We start from the raw sequence: 19,456 nt of genomic DNA, 5'->3' as shown, positions 1-19,456 counted from the left end.
CCGGCCAGGTGTCGCGTCCTAGTCAACCTTGATCCGTCCGAGCGCAGGTTCGCTCTCCAGCGCCTGCTCCTGGGGAGCGTAGAGGCGCTGGTAGCGGGCCGGCGGCAGTTCGAAGGAACCTTTCTGCGAGAAGCGCACCAGGTGTTGCAGCACCACGCTGCCCTGCAGGCTGTCCACCGGCACCGCGTAGAGCAGTTGGCCCGGCTCGTTGCGCGCGCGCTCCAAGGTTTCGGCTTCTTCGCCACCCAGGCCGGAGATCTTGATGCCCCAGGTGGTGCGCTCGACATCGGCGCCCGGCGGCAGCGGCACTTCCAGCATGCCGTAGCGCAGCGCGCGTTCGCCCTTGCTGGTGAGCACGATGGTGTCCAGGTAGAGGTCGTCGCTGGAGATGTCTTCCGGCTTCACCTCCTCGGCGGTGAAGTTGAAGGCCTCATCGCTGGGAACCAGGCGCAGCAGGCGGCGGGAAATCTCCACGTCCAGCTTCACCGGGGTGGCCTGGGCGCTGTTGAAGTCCAGGCGCACGTCCACCGGGTGCGGCAGGTCGGCCGGCAGTTCCAGCTCGCTCGGCACGCCCTGGCCTTGCCACAGCCAGTAGCCTTCGCCACTGGTGCCTTCGGCCGCGTGCCAGTCGCCCTGGGGCTTGAGGACGATGTCTTCGCTGTCCTGGCCGAGGGAACGCTGCAGCCAGGTCAGCGCCAGGGCGCGTTCCAGGGTGGCCTGGCCGGGTGCCAGGCGTTTGAGCAGCGAGGCGGCACGTTCGCGGTCGGCACCGTTGACGTACAGACCGATGGCCTCGCCAAAGGGCTGCTGGCTGGCGGCCAGGCGTTCGCGGGCGGCGCCAACCTGCGCGGCCAGCGCATCCGGCACCTGGACCTGCACCTGGCGCGCCAGGCCGACGGTGAGCACCCGTGCGGCGGCAAGGCCCAGGGCCGAATCCGGCGCGGTCATCACCAGGCTCTGGCTGCCGTCGTCCGACAGGGCCTGGTCGCTGCCCTCCCCGGCGGCGGCCAGGTCAGCCATCAGGCCTTCCATCAGGGTGTTGACCGGCAGCTGCATCTCACGGGCGAAGCCGAGGATCAACGCACGTTGCAGCAACGGCGTGGTCGGCGCCTGGGCGGCGTAGACGTCCAGCACGCGCTGCCAGTGCTCCGCCGGCAGTTGCACCTCCAGGGCGCGACTGGCGTACCAGTCGGCGTAGTAGGCGTAGGCGGTGAGGAAGGCATCGGCATCCGCCTCGTCGCCCCACCAGGTGAAGGACGCTTCGGGGCCGGCCATCTGCACCAGGCGCAGGCGGCTGTTCTGCATGATCAGGCGCAGGCGGTCGCGCACGCGCGGTTCGCCCTGGGCCAGGGTCGGGTAGGCCAGGGCCAGCGGCAGCAGGCGGCTGGCGGTCTGCTCGACGCCGCCGTAGGGGTAGCCGAGCAGGTCGTCCAGGGCGCCCTTGAACAGGGAGCGGCCACTGTCGTCGAGACGCAGGCGGATGGCGCTGGCGTCAGCCGGCAGGCCCAGTTCGGTCTTGCCGGCGTAGGCGACGACGGTCTTCGCCTGGGCGCTCTGCCAGCCGCTGGCGGCCAGGTGCAGGGCGACGTCCAGGGCGTCGACGGCCTGGCCGTCCTGCACCAGTTCGGCGTGGAAGTCACCATTCACCAGGGCGGTCTCGGCCAGGGGCAGGTAGTTGATGCCCTTGGCCAGCTCCACCGGGGTGCGCTGTTCCTGGCCGTTGTAGCGGGTCACCAGCTCGGCCTTGGTCGCGGCCTCGCCCTGGTTGAAGGCGAACAGGCCGAGAGCCGGCTTGTCGCCGCCACGGTAGGTGGCCGGGCCGCTCCACTTCAGGTACAGCGGCTTCTCGGAACGCACGAACTGGCGCTTCTGGCCGACCTGGCCATCGGCGTTGACGGCGCGGGCGGTGATGCGCCAGCGGGTCAGCGAGTCGGGCATGCGGAAGCTGAAGCGGGCCTTGCCGTCGGCGTCGGTGACCAGGTCCGGCTGCCAGGAGGCGGTGTCCACTTCCTCGCGGCGCGGACGCTCCAGTACCTTCACGCCACGGTCGCTGCGGTTGGCGCGGCCCGGGGCGCTGGGCGTACCGGGCAGGGCCAGGTCGTAGGCGATGAACGACAGGCTGGCGTTGGTGCGCACGTTGTTGCGGCGCGGGTGGTAGAAGAACTGGTCGATGCCCGGGGCGATCTCCGGCTGCAGCGCGTAGATCATCTCGTCCACCACGCTGACGGTGAGGCGCGAGGCGGTCGGCTTGCCGGCGTAGCGGGTGGTCAGCTCGACGGTGACCATGTCGCCGGGGCGCGCGGTTTCCTTGTCGGCGACGATCTGGATGTCGATCTGCGGCGTCGCCACCTTGATGCCGGCGTTCTGGAAGCTGTAGTCACCGCCACGGGTGTAGAGCGCGGAGAAGGTGATGTTCGGCGAGAAGGTCTCGCCCACCGGAATGCGCGCGCGGTACTGGGTGTCGGACAGGCGCTCCAGCTTCAGCCAGCTGGCGCCCTTGGACAGCAGCGCGGTGGCCTCGACCTTGTCGCGCTCCAGGGTCAGCAGCGCATCGCTCACCGGCTCGGGGAAGGTGATCAGGGCCAGGGCCTCGTCACCGGCCTGGTACTCGGCCTTGTCCAGCACGATCTCGATGGTGCCGGCCACGGACTTGACGCCCTCGCCGCTCACCGAGTGGCCGGTGGCGCCGAGGATCAGGTCGTGCTCGTCCTTGAGGGTGATGCTGTAGGTGCCGGGGCGCTCGAACTTGAGGTCGAAGCCCTCGTCACCGGCGGACAGGCTGCCGCTGTGGCTGCTCTGGTCTTCCAGGCGCACCCAGTCGTAACGCGCCGGCTTCAGCTCGGTGGGGCGTTCGCTGCGGTAAGTGAAGCGCACCGACTCGCCGGTGCTGCTGAAGCGCTGCGGGGCGCTCAGGACGTAACGGGCGGCGCCGCGCTCGATGAGGATTTCCTTGCTGGTCTTGACCCGGTAAGCGGCGCCATCGCTGGCGAACACGGTGAGCAGGTAGCGGCTGGGCTTCTCCGCGGCCGGCAGGTCGAACTCGGCACGGCCCTTGGCGTCGGTGGACAGCTCGCTGCTGGTCAGCTCAACGGGGAACTGGCCGAGGTACTGCAGTTCGTTGTCGATCATCGACAGCTGCTGGGCGCGCAGGCTCAGCTGCACATTGGCGTTGACCACCGGCTTGCCGTCCGGGTAGAGCAGCACCAGGGCGCCCTTGATCGGCTCGCCGGTGCGGAAGTCGGGCTTGGCCAGGTCCAGCGACACCTCGAAGTGCGGCTTGATGTAGTCGGCGACGCGGAAGGCGCTGCTGTAGATCTGGTCGCGGTAGGTGAAGCGCAGCTCGTAGCCACCGGCCACGGCGTTCTGCGGCAGCTGGAAGCGGCCGGCGGTGCCGGAGCTGGATTCCAGCTTCAGGTCCAGAGTCTGCAGCTGGGTGCCGTTGGCGTCCAACACGGCCAGTTTGACCGGTGCGGCGCCGGGCGCCACCGAGTCACGGGCGTTCTTGAACTCGCGGCCGACGATCTTCACTTCCACCCAGTCGCCCGGGCGGTACAGCGGGCGGTCGGTGAAGGCGTAGAGCTTGGTGTCGTAGATCTCGCTGTCGTAATAGAAGTTCTCGGAGACGAACACGCCGCCTTCGGCGTCCTCGCCCAGCACGTAGGAGCGCTCCGGGCTGGCATGGCCGAGGCGCAGCAGGCCTTCGGCATCGGTGCTGCCGCTGGTCATCACGCCCAGGCCATCGGTCCACAGCACCTTGGCCCCGGCGACCGGGGTGCCTTCATGCTTGCGCGCGGTCCATACCAGCAGCTCGCCGCCGGTGATCTTGCTCACGGCGACGGTGTTGGATACGAATACCACGGTGGTGGCGCGGTACTTGCCGACGATGGCTTCGGCCAGGTACAGGCCCGGCTTGAGCTTGCCCAGGGGGATGTAGACGTTGCCCGGCTGGGTGCTGGTGAACTGGCTGGAGGAGCCGGCCAGCTCGACGCCCTTCGGCGGCTCGATGGGCTTGGCTTCCCACAGCGGGTAGCGGAACTGCGAGACCAGGGGCAGGCCCTTCATGGGGGCGTACTGCACCTGCGGGGTGAACTCGGTGGGCTGGCGGATGGCATCGCCCATCTTCAGCTCGGGGGCTTCCTCGGTGACCTGCTTGCGCGACTCGTAGGAGAAGGCGCGCTGCATCACCCGCCGCGACTTGCGGTACCAGTTGTCCCACAGGTAGCCGAGGGTGTTGGACAGGCCCTCGCCCTTGAAGTCGCCCTCGGCGACCACGCGGTGCAGGTTCTTCTGGCGCTTGAGGAAGTCCAGCGGGTTGTCGATGCGGTACACCCGCACGTCGACACCGCCGTAGCCTTCCATGCGGTAGCGGCGGTAGTCGCGGCCCGGCGCTTCGAGGCGCACCTTGGCCACCTCGTCGGCGGCGAAGCTGCTGTCGGAGAGCAGGAAGAAGGATTCACCCGCGAGCGGCGTGTAGCCGCTGGACGGCACCTCGTCCTCGGCCTGGGCGCTGCCGAAGGGCAAGGCCAGGGCGAGCAGGGCCGCCGCCGACAGGGAGGCGGCGCGGCGCAGCAGGCGGGCGGCAGTCATCGGGAGAGGAAGTGCAGCCGATAGATGCCGATAAAGTTGGGGTTGGATTCGTCGGGGATCCATCGGGTGTCCTTCCATGTCATGAGTTGTTGCAGGCTCACGGAGCGCATGCCGTTATCGGTCGGCGTGGTGGTTCCGGTGTGGTACGCGATGTCGCGGCCCATCCAGATCATCAGGTGCTGCTCGTCGCCCTGGTCGAAGAAGATCAGGTCGCCGGGCCGCGCCTGGTTGAGGTCGCGGCCGGCGAACCGGCTGTTGTACTGGATCAGCTTGATGGCATTCACATAGGGCCCGACCTTGCCGCCGCCCTGCTGCCAGGTCTGCGCCAGGCGGCGCTGGCCTTCGCTGAGATCCAGCTCCGGCGGCAGGTAGCGGTTGGACAGGCCATTGGCACGCAGCCACTTGCCGTCATGGGGCTTGAGCGCTTCGTTGGCGGCGAAGCGCACCAGGCCGGCGCAGTCCTGCTGGTGCCAGCGCGGGCTCGGCCCCTGGCGCAGCTGCTCCTGGGCGATGCGCACGAACCAGGCGCGGAACACCTGGGACTGCTCGGCGTCCAGGGCGGGAACGTCTTCGGCGCGCAGGGCCAGGCTCCACGCCATCAACAGCGCGGCGAAGCCCAGCGGCAGGCGGGCCAGGGTGCGGGTCACAGCGGGCGCCATTCCAGCGGCAGCCATTGCCAGTCGGAACCGGCCTTGGTGCCCTCAGGCAGCGCCAGGGCGTACTTGCCGTGGCCACCGAGGGCCCGCAGCTTGGGCAGCAGGTGGGTTTCGGCGGCGTTGCGGAACACCGGCTCGTAGTTGCTCGGCAGGCTGTCGAGGGTTTCGCGCTCGAGCAGCTTGGACAGGCCATCCGGGGCCATGAAGGCCGGCACCAGGGCGTCCTTGGGCAGGGTCTCGGCCAGCGGCGGGAAGCGCTTGTCGAGGGTGTCCAGGCCCTTGGTCACCAGCTTGTCGTCGAGGGAGAACAGCAGGGTGTCGCCATGGCGCGCCAGGCTCACGCGGAAGAAGCCACTGGAGCCCAGGGCGTCCGGGTTGGCGTTCTCGCTGGCCGGGTACTGGCCGAAGTTGGAGCCGACGTCGCGGGTCCAGCGGCGGGTCTGGCCATTGGTCTGGTCGTCCACCGGGAAGCGGCCGCCTTCGACATAGGGCTCGTAGGCGCCGATCACCGAGCCGAACAGGCCCTCGATGGCGGTATCCAGTTCAGGGGTGGCCGCCTCGCCCAGCTGGGTGACCAGCAGCGGCGAGTGCAAGCGCGACTCGGCGTACCAGCACAGGCCGGCCGCGCCGTTCAGGCGCTTCTCCAGCTCGGCGGCGACGTCCTTGCCGGCGCCGACGCGGTCCAGCAGCTTGCCGGGCACACCGGGGGCCACCGGCAGGGCCACGCAGGCACTGGCGCCCATGGGCATGGCCTTCCAGATGGGGGTGAAGTCGAAGGCCGGCTGGTCGTCGATCTCGTTGAGGGCGACATAGCTGTGCCAGCCCTTGTCGTCCATCTCGAAACGCAGCCCGGCGAAGGACGGGAAGAAGCGCTGGTAGCCGAAGGCGACGTACTCGCCGGACAGGGCGATGCGCTGTTGCTCGGTGCCACGGGCATCCAGACCGAAGCGCTCGGGGAAGGGGTTCTCGCCGTCGAGCAGGGATTCCACCGACTCGGTGGCGTCCTTGGCCAGTTGGCCGGCCTCGTCCATCAGCATGCCGGGGCTGGACAACACCAGCAGCTTGTCGCCGTGGCTGGCCAGCAGTACGGAGCGGTCGCCCAGGTAGCTCAGGCGGTAGAGCGGTACGGCATCGCCGTCCACACGCAGTTCGCCGGCCTGGCTCAGTTGGCTGTCGTCGAGGGCGATGTGGGCCAGGGGCTCCAGCACCCGCGCCAGGCCGCCACGCTCGATGGTCAGCAGCACGTGCTTGAGCTTGCCGTCGGCGCCGCGCCACAGGGCCACTTCGGCGGGCTGGTCGAGCAGCTCGTCCAGCAGCGTGTCCTGCAGCTTGAGGTCACGCTCGTAGATGATCCGGCGCAGGCTGCCGGACAGCCCGAGGCGGTCGGCGTTGTCCTGGTAGTAGAAGACGAAGTCCTCGGTCAGGGTGTCGCGCAGCAGCGGCACGGCGAGGATGTCCTTGGGCAGGCGGCTCAGCGAGACGCTCTCGATCAGCGCGTCGGGGCGCTTGAGGTCGAGGCCCAGGGCGCTCTTCTCGGCCAGCTCGCGCGGCGGTTCCTTGGAGCACCCGCCCAGCAGGCCGAAGGCGGCCAGCGGCAGCAGCAGGCCGGCGGCGAGCACGCGCGGATGGCGTGCCAGGGCCGGGCGGCGGGCCGGTTCGGGTGTGGTGGTCTGGCTCATGTCGAATAACCCCAGTTCATCCAAGCGTCGGGACATCAGAAATTGAAGGATTTGACGAGCAGCAGCTCGCCGATGGCGCGCAGCGGGACGATGAAGGTCTCGCGCTTCTCGTTCACGGTGTTCTCGTTGAACACCAGGCTGATCTGCGAGGTGATCACCTCGTTCTGGTTGCTGCCGGCATCGAAGTTGTAGCCGCCGGCGCCCAGGTTGCCCCAGTAGTTCACGTACACCAGGTAGGTGCCGTGCAACGGCGCGGTCATGGTGAACATCTCGGGGCCCGGGCCATCGACGCTGTCGGTGTCCAGGCCGCCGCCGTTGCTCATCACCGGGTCCGCCCAGAAGGCGTGCTGACCGTCGGGGGTGACGATGTGCAGGTCGAGCTCGGCCTTGGGGTCGTCCCAGCCGAGCACCACGCGCAGGCGCGCCGGGGTGCGATGGGTGTTGGCTTCGTAGAACTGCACGCGGCGGAGGGTTTTGCCGTCGCCGGACACCACTTCCACGCCGTTGGAGCCGGCGCCGAAGGCATAGGGGCGGACGAAGCGGCCCTGGTCGTCGGTGTAGAGAGGCAGCGGGTTGCCGTTGACCACCAGGCGGTGCGGCTGGCGCACCTGGCCGATGTTGGCCAGGCGACCTTCGATAAGGGTGCGGTTGCGCTGGCCGCCACGGTCGATGGGCGGCGTGGGGTAGGCGACGGCGGGGTTCTCGCTGCGGTCCAGCAGCCCGGCGTAGCGCCAGCCGGCAGTCGGCCCCTCCAGCGTCGCAGACGGTTCGGCAGCCTGGGCCAGGGAGGCCAGGAGCGTCAGGCAGAGCAGGAGGGGGGCGCGCATGTTTAATCCTTTAACGGCGCAAAGGCGGTGATGCTAGAGCCTGATGGGGGAGCCGCGCAATCCGGGGCGATGAGGAGTCGGAAGTTCCTCACAATTTGAAACATCTAACCTCGGAAAGCTAGATCAGCCCCATCAGCTGCAACGTCAGCAGGCCGATGTTGGTGGTGACCACCGCCGCCAGGGTGGTGACCACGATGATCGCCGCCGCCAGCTCGTGGTTGCCGTTCACCGCACGTGCCATGACGAAGCTGGCCGCCGCCGTGGGGCTGGCGAAATACAGGAAGAGGATCGCCAGCTCGGCATTGCGGAAGCCGCAGGCCCAGGCGCCGAGCGTGGCCACCAGGGGCAGCCAGACCATCTTCATCAGGCTGGCGCTCAGCGCCATCGGCCCGCTCGCGCGCAGGGAAGCCAGGGACAGGGTGCCGCCGATGCAGATCAGCGCCAGGGGCAGGGTCATCTGGGCGAAGTACTCGCCGGAAGTGACCACCCAGGCCGGCAGCGGCAATTGCAGGTAGGCCACCGGGATGGCCGCCAGCACGCCGATGATCAGCGGGTTGCAGAGGATGCTCTTGAACAGGCTCCAGGGGTCGGTCTTGGCGTTGGGCGCGTAGATGGCCAGCACCACCGAGGACAGGGTGTTGTAGCAGAGGATCACCACGCCCCCGAGCACCCCGCCCACCGAGAGCCCGTAGTCGCCGTACATGCTGGTGGCCAGGGCCAGGCCGATGATGCCGTTGTTGCCACGGAAGGCGCCCTGGGTGTAGACGCCGCGGTCCGCCTTCGGCACCCGCCAGGTCGCCCAGAGCCAGGCCAGGCCGAAGCACACCAGCGTGGCCAGGACGAAGTAGCCGATCAGCCGTGGCTGCAACGCCGTGCGCAGGTCGGCCTGGACGATGGCGAGAAACAGCATGGTCGGCATGGTGCCGCGGAACACCAGCGAGGACGCCGTATCGATGAAGGGCGCATCGATCCAGCGCAGGCGACGCAGCAGGACGCCGAGGAAAAGCATGGAAAAGACCGGCGCGGTGATGCCGATGATTTGCTGGACGACGGCGAACATGGAGGGGCCTGGCGCGCGGGGATAGTTAGGCGGCTAAGGATAACCAAGTCGGGGCGGGAAGTGGCTTTCGTGAAGCTTTCAGGGGGATAAAAACCGAGGGCGGCGCTGCGCGCCGCTTGGCGACTGAAGTCGCCCCTACAAGGCCCCTGCGAACCCGGGCTGCCAGGACGGCTCCGGCGTGGAGGTCGCCTTTTACCTCCACCAGACGGGGCCAGGGTCGGCACAGGAGTGTGCCCGGGGCTCCGGCATCGATGATTTAGCAAATAAAGGAGAAGCGGTGGGCTGAAGCCCACCCTACACATCCCCAACAAGGCGCCGAGGTTTTGTTCGGCGCCGGCGTCAGCGGCGGACCGGGCGCTTCTGCAGCTTGCGCTGCAAGGTGCGGCGGTGCATGCCGAGGGCGCGGGCGGTGGCGGAGATATTGCCGTCGTGCTCGGCCAGCACGCGCTGGATGTGCTCCCACTGCAGGCGGTCCACCGACATGGGGTTTTCCGGCACCAGGGTGTCCAGGTCCGCATGCTGGGACAGCAGCGCGGTGAGCACGTCATCGGCGTCGGCCGGTTTGCACAGGTAGTTGGTGGCACCGCGCTTGATGGCTTCCACGGCGGTGGCGATGCTCGAATAGCCGGTGAGGATCACCACGCGCATCTCCGGGTCCAGCTCCAGCAGCTTGGGCAGCAGCACCAGGCCGGAGTCGCCATCCATCTTCAGGTCGAGCACCGCGTAATCGGGCAGGTCGTCCTTGGCCACGACCAGGCCCTCTTCGGCCGAGCCGGCGACCGAGACCCGCAGGCCGCGGCGGCTCATGGCACGCGCCATGACGCGGGTGAAGGTGGTGTCGTCGTCCACCAGCAGGAGGTGGGGCTGCTCTTCGCCTTCGATCAGGGGTTCATCGCTCATTTCAACTCCTCGCGGGTTCAGCTCAGGCAACGCCGTAGCCTCGTGGCAGGCGCAACTCGGTGAGCGTACCGCCATCTTCATGGTTGTACAGTTTCACGGTTCCGCCGGCGCGGGTAACGCTGGCCTGGCTGAGGAACAGGCCGAGGCCGAAGCCTTTGCCCTTGGTGGTGAAGAAGGGCCGGCCGAGCTGCTCGGCGATGGCCAGGGGCACACCGGCGCCCTGGTCGCGGATGCTCAGCACCACCCACTGGGGATCCCAGTTGAGGCGAATGTCGAGCTTGTCCGGGCAGGCATCGGCGGCGTTGTTCAACAGGTTGAGCAGGGCCTGGGTCAGGTCGGCCGGCGGCATCAGCCGCGGTGGCAGGCCGATGCCCAGGCACTGGTAGCGATAGGTGGCTTCGGGGCGCATCAGGTGCCAGCGGTTGAGGGTAACCTCCAGCCACTCCACGGCCGATTGCTCCACCACCGCCTGGCGTCGATCCGCCTCGGCGGCGCGCACCAGTTGCTGCAGGGTGTCCTTGCACAGGCGCACCTGCTCCTGCAGCAGGGCCAGGTCCTCCTGCAGGGAGGGCTTGTCGCCATACTCCCGACGCAGTTCCTTGAGCAGCACGCTCATGGTCGCCAGCGGCGTGCCCAGTTCATGGGCGGCACCGGCGGCCTGGGTGGCCACGGCCAGGAGTTGCTGGTCACGCATGCCCTCTTCGCGGCGCACCGACTGCAGTTGGTCCTGGCGGCGCAGCTCCTCGGTCATTCGCGCGGCGAAGAAGGTGATCATCGCGGCGGCCAGGGCGAAGCTCAGCCACATGCCATAGATCAGCAGCGCCTCGCGCTGGGCCACCGGCATCTCCAGCGGATGGAACCACACCAGCAGCAGGGTGTAGGCAGCCAGCGCCATGCCCGCCAGCACCAGGGTGTAGAGCCAGGGCAGCGTCGCCGCGGCGATGGTCAGCGGCACCAGGTAGTAGGAGACGAAGGGGTTGGTCGAACCGCCCGAGTAATAGAGCAGCACGCTGTGGATAACCAGGTCGCAGGCCAGCTGCACCGAGTATTCCAGCTCGGTGACCGGCCAGGGGCCGCGCAGGCGCAGGGCGGTGCTCAGGCACAGGACGAGGGAAACAACGAGAGTCACCGACAGTTCCAGCCAGGGCAGTTGCAGCAGCTGGGCCTTGTAGGCGAGCCCCACCGAACCGGCCTGGGCGGCCAGCACGAGGATGCGGATGAAGGTCAGGCGCAGCAGGTTCTGCCGGCTGGCGGATAACAATTGCAAGGGTGCGAGCATGGGTACTCCAGGGCGTCGGCGGAGTATAACCAAGGCGCCACGCGCTCCGCTGATATGCGTCAACTCGCCGCATCGTCGCGCGCCTTTCGTCGACCGACGACGGGTCGCCCACTGGGTGGGCCCGACCGGAACGCAAAAAAATCTTCCGGGTCTTAACCCCGTTCGCAGCAGACCTGCGTCTAACCTCGGGACTGCTGCACAATCCGTGCACCCACTGCCTCTCACAAGGAGCCGTTATGCAAGCCATCACCCGCCTCGCCGCCGCCATCACCCTGTGCGCGGCGACCTTCGGCAGCCTCTCCGCCCAGGCCGAAGACGCCCGCTACAACCAGGTGGCGCTGCGCGCCGAGGTCAGCCAGGAAGTGGCCCACGACCTGATGCACGTGACCCTCTACAGCGAATCCCAGAGCGCCGACCCGGCCAAGCTCGCCGCCGAAATCACCCGCACCATCAACGCGGCGGTGGAAAAGGCCCGCGCCACCAATGGCGTGTCGGTGAGCCTGGGCAGCCGCAACAGCTACCCGGTCTATGACGACAAGGGCCAGAAGATCACCGGCTGGCGCGAGCGCGCCGAACTGCGCCTGGAAAGCCCGGACTTCGCCACCCTCTCCCAGCTCAGCGCCGACCTGATGGGCAGCCTGAAGATGGGCGGCATGGACTTCAGCATCGCCGACCCGACCCGCAAGAAGAACGAAGACGCCCTGATCAAGCAGGCCGTGGATGCCTTCAAGGCCCGCGCCCAACTGACCACCGAAGCCCTCGGCGGCAGCGGCTACAAGCTGGTCAGCCTCAACCTCAACAGCGCCGGCTTCCAGCCGCAGCCGGTGATGATGCGCGCCATGGCCGCCAAGTCGTCGATGTACGACAGCGCCCCGGCACCGGAAGTCGAAGCCGGCACCAGCCGCGTGACCGTCAACGCCGACGGCGTCATCGAGGTGCAGATGCCCTGATAACGGGCGGGAGCCGCGCTGCAACGGCGCGGCTCCCTTTCATTCCCGCGCCCCCTCATTTGCATATTTGCGACACCGCCTTACACCTTCGTCACAGCTTCTACACTCTCCCCTGCCCTCGGCTTGCCTCAGGCATGTGCCGTGCATAGGTTCTTGCAAGGTCCCTCACGAAGGGGCCCCTCACGATGACAACCACAACAAGACATGAGGTCAAAATGCGTAAAAACGCCGTCATCCAAGCGCTGCTCGCCGCCGGCCTGATCGCCGCCGCCCCGCTCGCCAGCGCCGCCAGCAACCTGGTCTTCTGTTCCGAAGGCAGCCCCGCTGGCTTCGACCCCGGCCAGTACACCACCGGCACCGATTTCGACGCGGGGGCCGAAGCGGTCTTCAACCGCCTCACCCAGTTCGAGCGCGGCGGCACAGCGGTCGAACCCGGCCTGGCGGAGAAATGGGACATCTCCGACGACGGCCTGACCTACACCTTCCACCTGCGCCCGGGCGTTAAGTTCCACAGCACCGACTACTTCAAGCCCACCCGCGAATTCAACGCCGACGACGTGCTCTTCACCTTCCAGCGCATGCTCGACAAGGACCACCCCTTCCGCAAGGCGTACCCCACCGAGTTCCCCTACTTCACCGACATGGGCATGGACGCCAACATCGCCAAGCTGGAGAAGCTCGACGCGCACACCGTGCGTTTCACCCTCAACACCGTGGACGCGGCCTTCATCCAGAACATGGCCATGAGCTTCGCCTCCATCCACTCGGCCGAATACGCCGACCAGTTGCTCAAGGCCGGCAAGGCCGCCGACCTCAACCAGAAGCCCATCGGCACCGGCCCCTTCGTCTTCAGCCGCTACCAGAAGGACGCGCAGATCCGCTACAAGGGCAACAAGGACTACTGGAAGCCCGAGGACGTGAAGATCGACAACCTGATCTTCGCCATCAACTCCGACGCCTCGGTGCGCTACCAGAAGCTCAAGGCCGGCGAGTGCCAGATCACCGCCTACCCGCGCCCGGCCGACCTCGACGCCATGCGCAAGGACCCCAAGCTCGACGTGCCCCAGCAGGCCGGTTTCAACGTCGGCTACATCGCCTACAACATGGAGCACAAACCCTTCGACAAGCTCGAAGTGCGCCAGGCGCTGGACATGGCGGTGAACAAGCCGGCCATCATCAAGGCCGTCTACCAGGGCTCCGGCCAGCTCGCCACCAACGGCATGCCGCCGACCCAGTGGTCCTACGACGACAGCATCAAGGACCCCGCCTACGACCCCGAGAAGGCCAAGGCCCTGCTCAAGGCCGCCGGCGTCGCCGAAGGCACCGAGATCACCCTCTGGGCCATGCCGGTGCAGCGTCCCTACAACCCCAACGCCAAGCTGATGGCCGAGATGCTCCAGGCCGACTGGGCCAAGATCGGCATCAAGGCCAAGATCGTTTCCTACGAGTGGGGCGAGTACAACAAGCGCGCCAAGGCCGGCGAGCACGACGCCCTGCTGATCGGCTGGACCGGCGACAACGGTGACCCGGACAACTGGCTCGGCGTGCTCTACGGCTGCGACGCCATCGGCGGCAACAACTACTCGCGCTGGTGCGACAAGGGCTACGACAAGCTGATCAAGGAAGGCAAGGCAGTCACCGACAAGGACAAGCGCACCGCCCTCTACAAGGAAGCCCAGCAGATCCTCAAGCGCGAAGTGCCGATCACCCCGATCGCCCACTCCACCGTCAACCAGCCCATGAGCAAGACGGTCAAGGACTTCCGCATCAGCCCCTTCGGCCTCAACTCCTTCTATGGCGTCAGCGTCGAGAAGTAGGCCCTGTCGGCGGGGCCACCCGGCCCCGCCCTTCCACCCCCGAAGGGAAGCACCATGCGCCGATGCCTGTCGTCCCTTGCCCTGCTCCTGCCCCTCGCCTGCAACGCCGCCAGCTCCCTGGTGGTGTGCACGGAAGCCAGCCCCGAAGGCTTCGACATCGTCCAATACACCACCGCCACCACGGGTGATGCCGCTGCTGAAACGCTGTTCGACCGCCTGGTGCAGTTCGCCCCCGGCAGCACCCGCCTGCAGCCCGGCCTCGCCGAACGCTGGGACATCAGCGTGGACGGCCTCACCTACGACTTCCAGCTGCGCCGCGGGGTGAAGTTCCACACCACGCCCTGGTTCACCCCCAGCCGCGAATTCAACGCCGACGACGTGCTCTGGAGCTTCCAGCGCCAGCTCGACCCCAAGCACCCCTGGCACGGCCTCTCGCCACGGGGCTTCCCCTACGCCGAATCCATGGCCTTCGCCCAGTTGATCGAGCGCATCGAGAAGCTCGACGACCACCGCGTGCGCTTCGTCCTGCGCCACCCCGAGGCGCCCTTCCTCGCCGACCTGGCCATGGGCTTCACCTCCATCTACTCCGCCGAATACGCCGCCAGGCTCCTGGCCGCCGGCACCCCCGACGCCCTCAACAGCCAGCCGGTAGGTACCGGGCCCTTCGTCTTCCAGCGCTACGCCAAGGACGCCCAGGTGCGTTTCTTCGCCAACCCCGACTACTGGAACGGCAAGCCGCCCAGCGACCGCCTGCTGCTGGCCATCACCCCCGACCCGAACGTGCGCATCCAGCAGCTGCGCGCCGGCGCCTGCCAGGTGGCCCTCTACCCCAAGCCCACCGACGTGCCCGCCCTGCGCGGCGCTCCCGGCGTGAAGCTGGTGGAGCAGGACGCACTGATGGTCGCCTACGTCGCCCTCAACACCCGCCACCCGCCGCTGGACGACGTGCGCGTGCGCCAGGCGATCAACCTCGCCTTCGACAAGAAGTCCTACATCCGCGCCCAATACGGCGAACGTGCCGCCAGCGCCGCGGTCAACCCCTACCCCGCCACCCTGCTGGGCTACAACAGCGACCTCGACCCCTGGCCCCACGACCCCGAGCGCGCCCGCCAGCTGCTGGCCGAAGCCGGCCACGGCAAGGGCCTCAAGCTGTCCATCTGGACCCGCCCCGGCGGCGGTCCCACCAACCCCAACCCCGGCATCGGCGCGCAGATGCTCCAGGCCGACCTCGCCGCCGTCGGCATCCAGGCGGACATCCGCGTCTTCGAATGGGGTGAGCTGATCAAGCGCGCCAAGAACGGCGAGCACGACCTGGTGTTCATGGGCTGGGTGGGCGACAACGGCGACCCGGACAACTTCCTCACCCCCAACCTCTCCTGCGCCGCCGCCAAATCAGGGGAGAACCAGGCCGGCTGGTGCGACACGAAGTTCGACGAACTGATCCGCCAGGCCCGCGCAGAGAACGACCGGGAAACACGCGCCCAGCTCTACCGCCAGGCTCTGGCGATCTTCCACGAACAAGCCCCCTGGATCCCCCTCGCCCACCCTAGGCTGTTCAACGTCCTCACCCCCGAGGTGGAAGGCTTCCGCATGAGCCCGCTGGGGTCGAACAACTTCGCGACCACGCGGTTGAAGGCGAAGCCGGGCACCCCGTAGGAGCGAGCTCTGCTCGCGAAGCCCTTTGCAGCTGTAGGTCGGAGGCAACCCGACAGCGCATGCGCAGGCACTCCCGGGCTGAAGCCCGGGCTACGACTCGGCGCGACCAGAAAGAAAGAGCCCGCCTTGTCGGCGGGCTCTTCTGGATCATTCCAACCCGAACGGGTCGTCGATGGAGTGGCTGGGCTGGGTGAACCAGCGCGGGCCGTCTTCGGCCATGTAGAAGTGGTCTTCCAGGCGGATGCCGAATTCGCCGGGCACGCAGATCATCGGCTCGTTGGAGAAGCACATCCCCGGCTCCAGGGGCGTGGCGTCGCCGCGCACCAGGTAGGGACCTTCGTGGATGTCCAGGCCGATGCCGTGGCCGGTGCGGTGCGGCAGGCCGGGGAGTTGGTAGTCCGGGCCGAGGCCGTTGGCTTCCAGGGAGCGGCGCGCGGCGGCGTCCACCGACTCGCAGGGGGCGCCGAGGCGGGCGGCTTCGAAGGCGTGCAGTTGCGCGGCCTTTTCGAAGTCCCAGAAGGTGCGCTGGCGTTCGCTCGGGGTGCCGAAGACGTAGCTGCGGGTGATGTCGGAGATGTAGCCGTGGAGCTTGCAGCCGGTGTCGACCAGCACCATGTCGCCGTCCTTGAGCACTTGCGGCTCGCGCACGCCGTGGGGGAAGGCGCTGGCGGGGCCGAACAGCACGATGCAGAAGTAGGAGCCGGGGGCGCCGACCTTGCGGTGGGCCTGGTGGATGAACTCCTCGACCTCGGTGGTGCTGATGCCGGCGCGGAGGATGCTGGCGGCGGCCTTGTGCACTTCCAGGGTCATGCCCTTGGCCCGTTGCATCAGGGCGATCTCGGCGGCGGACTTGCGCTGGCGGCAGTGGCCGGTCACCCGGGCGCCGTCGATGAAGTCGTAGGTGCTGCCTTCACGACGGATGCCGTCGAACATGAAGAAGGGCAGGCTCGGGCACAGCGCCACCCGGGCATCGGCGGCCAGGTTCAGGTCGGCGAGCATGTCCAGCAGCAGGCGATAGGGGTTCTCGTGTTCCTGCCAGGTGCGGATCGCTCCCGGGACCACCTGGAAATCGCGCACCGTGCCTTCCTCGAAGGCCGGAGCGATGTATTCCAGCGCGCCGCTGGCCGGCAGCAGCGCGCCCACCAGGCGTTCGCTCGGGTGCCATTGCACACCGGTGAAATAACGCAGGTTGCTGCCCGCGTTGAGGTACAGGGCGGCGATGCCCTGCGCCTGCATCAAGGCCTGGGCACGCTCGATCCGGGCCTGGTATTCGGCCAGCCCGATGGGGCTGCTCCCGGCGGTCATGTCACGCAATCCGGCGAGCGCCTGCTCCGGCGTACTTCCGCCTACACCCCTGGTCATCGCTGAAACCTCTTTGTCCGACAATTGCGGCGAAATTTAAGTGAGACTTAAATAGAGGTCAAAACAAATTTTCAGTCCCACTTAAGAATCATCCGCTCCCTGCGGCGCTTTCACGCAGGCCCCGTGCCGTTATACTGGCCGCCTTCCAACAAGAGCCCTCGCCATGTCCGTAGATCGCATCGGAGAACGCTTGCGCCGTTACAGACGCGCCGCCAAGAAGACCCTGAACGAGGTCGCGAGCGAGTCCGGCCTCACCGCCAGTTTCCTCTCCCAGGCGGAGCGCAATCTCACCGGCGTGTCGATCTCGTCCCTGGCGAGCATCGCCAAATCCCTCAACGTTCCGCTCAACGTCCTCTTCGACCAGCCGCCCCAGCCACAGCCCGATTCCCACCAGGGCGAGCGCGTGCGCTACACCATCGAGGGCCAGCCGCTGGCCTACGAGCGCCTGTCCACCTCGTTTCCCGGCAACCTGCTCAATGCGGTGAAGATGAACATGCCGGTGGGCTATCAGTCGGAGCTCATCGCCCACGAAGGCTCGGAGTTCGCCTATGTGCTTTCCGGGCAGATCATCTACACCATCGAGGGTCGGCAATATCCTCTTAGCGCCGGCGATTCGGTGCACTTCGATGCGGGCAAGGCCCATTGCCTGGCCAATGCCGGCAGCGAAATGGCCGAGGTCCTGACCATCACCACCATGCCGCTGTTCGACGACCACAGCGCTTCCTGAGCCCTTTCCACGGGGCTCCCGCAACGCCCATGCACAGGACTGTGACGCGCCAATGTTAGTCGCGCTTAATTTCTATTGACCGGAATTTCAGCATGACTTAATTTCGGCCTCGGCTGTTTGCCGGGGATGGACCCATGGCAACGCCGCTTACCGCTGCAAAGGGCCGGCTCACCCGACCAGGGATCCGGAATGCAGCGGGGTGTACCGATGCATGTGCTCGGTCCAAAAGGCCGCCACGCACATGACGCCCTCAGAAAAAGAACAAATTGAGGTTTGCATGCGCAAGAACACCCCCATCCAGGCCCTGCTCGCCGCAGGCCTGCTTCTCGGTTCCCCATTCGTTTCCGCCGCCAGCAACCTGGTGTTCTGCTCCGAGGGCAGCCCAGCGGGCTTCGACCCCGGCCAGTACACCACCGGCACCGATTTCGACGCGGCTTCCGAAACCCTGTTCAACCGCCTGGTGCAGTTCGAACGAGGCAGCACCCAGGCCGTCCCCGCCCTCGCAGAGAAATGGGACATCTCCCCGGACAACCTCAGCTACACCTTCCATCTGCGTCCCGGCGTGAAGTTCCACAGCACCGACTACTTCAAGCCCAGCCGCGAATTCAACGCCGACGACGTGCTCTTCACCTTCCAGCGCATGATCGACAAGGAACACCCGTTCCGTAAGGCGTACCCCAGCGAGTTCCCCTACTTCACCGACATGGGCCTGGACAAGAACATCGCCAAGGTCGAGAAGGTCGACGAGCACACCGTGCGCTTCACCCTCAACACCGTCGACGCCGCCTTCATCCAGAACCTGGCGATGCCCTTCGCCGTGGTGCATTCGGCCGAATACGCCGACCAGCTGCTCAAGGCCGGCAAGGCCGCCGAGCTGAACCAAAAGCCCATCGGTACCGGCCCCTTCGTGTTCAAGCGCTACCAGAAGGACGCGCAGATCCGCTTCGCCGGCAACAAGGACTACTGGCAGCCGGACGAGGTGAAGATCGACAACCTGATCTTCTCCATCAACACCGACGCCTCGGTCCGCGCGCAGAAGCTCAAGGCCGGCGAGTGCCAGATCACTCTCAACCCGCGCCCCGCCGACCTCGAGTCGCTGAAGCAGAACGCCAAGCTGCAGGTGCCGTCGAACCCCGGCTTCAACCTCGGCTACATCGCCTACAACGTCACCCACGCGCCCTTCGACAAGGTCGAGGTGCGTCGCGCACTGGACATCGCGGTGAACAAGCCGGCGATCATCCAGGCCGTGTACCAGGGCGCCGGCCAGCTGGCGGTCAACGCCATGCCGCCGACCCAGTGGTCCTACGACGAGACCATCAAGGGCAGCGAGTACAACCCCGAGAAGGCCCGCGAGCTGCTCAAGGCCGCCGGCGTCAAGGAAGGCACCGAGATCACCCTCTGGGCCATGCCCGTGCAGCGTCCCTACAACCCCAACGCACGGCTGATGGCCGAGATGCTCCAGGCCGACTGGGCCAAGGTCGGCATCAAGGCACGCATCGTCAGCTACGAGTGGGGCGAGTACATCAAGCGTGCCCACGCTGGCGAGCACGACGCCATGCTGATCGGCTGGACCGGCGACAACGGTGACCCGGACAACTGGCTCGGCACCCTCTATGGCTGCGACTCGATCAACGGCAACAACTTCTCCAAGTGGTGCGACAAGGACTACGACAAGCTGGTCAAGCAGGCCAAGAACGTCACCGACCAGGCCCAGCGCACCGAGCTCTACAAGCAGGCCCAGCAACTGCTGCAACGTGAAGTGCCGATCACCCCGATCGCCCACTCCACCGTCTACCAGCCCATGAGCAAGAGCGTGCAGGGCTTCAAGATCAGCCCCTTCTCCACCAACTCCTTCTACGGCGTCTCCAATGCGCCCTGACCGCACCTGACGAACCCGGCGGGCCCCACGCCCGCCGGCTTTCGCGGCCCGTTCCGGGCCACTCCGTGAACCCCATC

The 19,456-nt window shown here is 67.2% G+C and carries 13 protein-coding genes; 5 read left to right on the top strand and 8 right to left on the bottom strand.

The features are described 5' to 3' along the window. Window positions 1–18: 18 nt before the first annotated feature. The 7 genes from PSm6_RS15925 to PSm6_RS15895 all read right to left on the bottom strand — a co-directional run bounded on the left by PSm6_RS15925 (window position 19) and on the right by PSm6_RS15895 (window position 10,988). Window positions 19–4,587, bottom strand: coding sequence for an alpha-2-macroglobulin family protein (locus tag PSm6_RS15925; RefSeq protein WP_265167739.1), 4,569 nt, complete (start codon window positions 4,585–4,587; stop codon window positions 19–21). Continuing rightward, on the bottom strand, window positions 4,584–5,246 hold the full coding sequence (locus tag PSm6_RS15920; RefSeq protein ID WP_169708348.1) for a DUF1175 domain-containing protein: 663 nt from the start codon (window positions 5,244–5,246) through the stop codon (window positions 4,584–4,586). Before PSm6_RS15920 ends, PSm6_RS15925 begins: the two co-directional genes overlap by 4 nt. Next, window positions 5,231–6,922: a DUF2138 domain-containing protein gene (locus PSm6_RS15915; protein ID WP_271660101.1), complete on the bottom strand. Its 1,692-nt coding sequence runs from the start codon at window positions 6,920–6,922 to the stop codon at window positions 5,231–5,233. Before PSm6_RS15915 ends, PSm6_RS15920 begins: the two co-directional genes overlap by 16 nt. Window positions 6,923–6,957: 35 nt before the next feature. Further along, entirely contained in the window at window positions 6,958–7,749 is a 792-nt protein-coding gene (locus tag PSm6_RS15910) for a YfaP family protein (RefSeq protein ID WP_043246079.1), read from the bottom strand. Between the two features lie 118 nt (window positions 7,750–7,867). Beyond that, window positions 7,868–8,809, bottom strand: a complete 942-nt coding sequence (locus PSm6_RS15905) for an AEC family transporter (protein ID WP_043246081.1) — start codon at window positions 8,807–8,809, stop codon at window positions 7,868–7,870. 339 nt (window positions 8,810–9,148) lie between these two features. After that, window positions 9,149–9,709 (bottom strand): response regulator transcription factor, encoded by a 561-nt coding sequence (locus PSm6_RS15900; protein ID WP_021217751.1) that lies wholly within the window; start codon window positions 9,707–9,709, stop codon window positions 9,149–9,151. A gap of 22 nt (window positions 9,710–9,731) precedes the next feature. After that, window positions 9,732–10,988 carry an ATP-binding protein gene (locus PSm6_RS15895; RefSeq protein WP_021217750.1) on the bottom strand — a complete coding sequence of 419 codons (1,257 nt, stop codon included), beginning with the start codon at window positions 10,986–10,988 and terminating at the stop codon, window positions 9,732–9,734. 236 nt (window positions 10,989–11,224) lie between these two features. Here PSm6_RS15895 and PSm6_RS15890 point away from each other — a divergent pair, with 236 nt between their 5' ends. From PSm6_RS15890 to PSm6_RS15880, 3 genes are all read left to right on the top strand, one after another. Continuing rightward, window positions 11,225–11,938: an SIMPL domain-containing protein gene (locus tag PSm6_RS15890; protein ID WP_021217749.1), complete on the top strand. Its 714-nt coding sequence runs from the start codon at window positions 11,225–11,227 to the stop codon at window positions 11,936–11,938. Window positions 11,939–12,153: 215 nt separating this feature from the next. Continuing rightward, entirely contained in the window at window positions 12,154–13,755 is a 1,602-nt protein-coding gene (locus PSm6_RS15885) for an ABC transporter substrate-binding protein (protein ID WP_265167730.1), read from the top strand. A gap of 54 nt (window positions 13,756–13,809) precedes the next feature. Then, window positions 13,810–15,411, top strand: coding sequence for an ABC transporter substrate-binding protein (locus PSm6_RS15880; protein WP_265167729.1), 1,602 nt, complete (start codon window positions 13,810–13,812; stop codon window positions 15,409–15,411). Between the two features lie 147 nt (window positions 15,412–15,558). Here the strand turns inward: PSm6_RS15880 and PSm6_RS15875 are convergent, their stop codons facing one another. Next, window positions 15,559–16,773, bottom strand: a complete 1,215-nt coding sequence (locus tag PSm6_RS15875; RefSeq protein ID WP_031287149.1) for a M24 family metallopeptidase — start codon at window positions 16,771–16,773, stop codon at window positions 15,559–15,561. 163 nt (window positions 16,774–16,936) lie between these two features. Between PSm6_RS15875 and PSm6_RS15870 the strand changes: the two genes are divergently transcribed. Beyond that, on the top strand, window positions 16,937–17,500 hold the full coding sequence (locus PSm6_RS15870) for a helix-turn-helix domain-containing protein (protein ID WP_021217745.1): 564 nt from the start codon (window positions 16,937–16,939) through the stop codon (window positions 17,498–17,500). Window positions 17,501–17,777: 277 nt separating this feature from the next. Then, on the top strand, window positions 17,778–19,379 hold the full coding sequence (locus tag PSm6_RS15865; protein ID WP_021217744.1) for an ABC transporter substrate-binding protein: 1,602 nt from the start codon (window positions 17,778–17,780) through the stop codon (window positions 19,377–19,379). Window positions 19,380–19,456 lie beyond the last annotated feature (77 nt).

Origin of the sequence: Pseudomonas solani (genome assembly GCF_026072635.1) — a bacterium.
Taxonomy (GTDB): domain Bacteria; phylum Pseudomonadota; class Gammaproteobacteria; order Pseudomonadales; family Pseudomonadaceae; genus Metapseudomonas; species Metapseudomonas solani.
This window is presented reverse-complemented; position numbering and strand designations above follow the sequence as displayed.

Bases quoted from the DNA above. Each gene is read 5' to 3' on its own strand.
- PSm6_RS15885 (WP_265167730.1), top strand. From the start codon at position 12,154: ATGCGTAAAAACGCCGTCATCCAAGCGCTGCTCGCCGCCGGCCTGATC.
- PSm6_RS15905 (WP_043246081.1), bottom strand. From the start codon at position 8,809: ATGTTCGCCGTCGTCCAGCAAATCATCGGCATCACCGCGCCGGTCTTT.
- PSm6_RS15865 (WP_021217744.1), top strand. From the start codon at position 17,778: ATGCGCAAGAACACCCCCATCCAGGCCCTGCTCGCCGCAGGCCTGCTT.
- PSm6_RS15895 (WP_021217750.1), bottom strand. From the start codon at position 10,988: ATGCTCGCACCCTTGCAATTGTTATCCGCCAGCCGGCAGAACCTGCTG.
- PSm6_RS15925 (WP_265167739.1), bottom strand. From the start codon at position 4,587: ATGACTGCCGCCCGCCTGCTGCGCCGCGCCGCCTCCCTGTCGGCGGCG.
- PSm6_RS15900 (WP_021217751.1), bottom strand. From the start codon at position 9,709: ATGAGCGATGAACCCCTGATCGAAGGCGAAGAGCAGCCCCACCTCCTG.
- PSm6_RS15890 (WP_021217749.1), top strand. From the start codon at position 11,225: ATGCAAGCCATCACCCGCCTCGCCGCCGCCATCACCCTGTGCGCGGCG.
- PSm6_RS15875 (WP_031287149.1), bottom strand. From the start codon at position 16,773: ATGACCAGGGGTGTAGGCGGAAGTACGCCGGAGCAGGCGCTCGCCGGA.
- PSm6_RS15870 (WP_021217745.1), top strand. From the start codon at position 16,937: ATGTCCGTAGATCGCATCGGAGAACGCTTGCGCCGTTACAGACGCGCC.
- PSm6_RS15920 (WP_169708348.1), bottom strand. From the start codon at position 5,246: ATGGCGCCCGCTGTGACCCGCACCCTGGCCCGCCTGCCGCTGGGCTTC.
- PSm6_RS15880 (WP_265167729.1), top strand. From the start codon at position 13,810: ATGCGCCGATGCCTGTCGTCCCTTGCCCTGCTCCTGCCCCTCGCCTGC.
- PSm6_RS15910 (WP_043246079.1), bottom strand. From the start codon at position 7,749: ATGCGCGCCCCCCTCCTGCTCTGCCTGACGCTCCTGGCCTCCCTGGCC.
- PSm6_RS15915 (WP_271660101.1), bottom strand. From the start codon at position 6,922: ATGAGCCAGACCACCACACCCGAACCGGCCCGCCGCCCGGCCCTGGCA.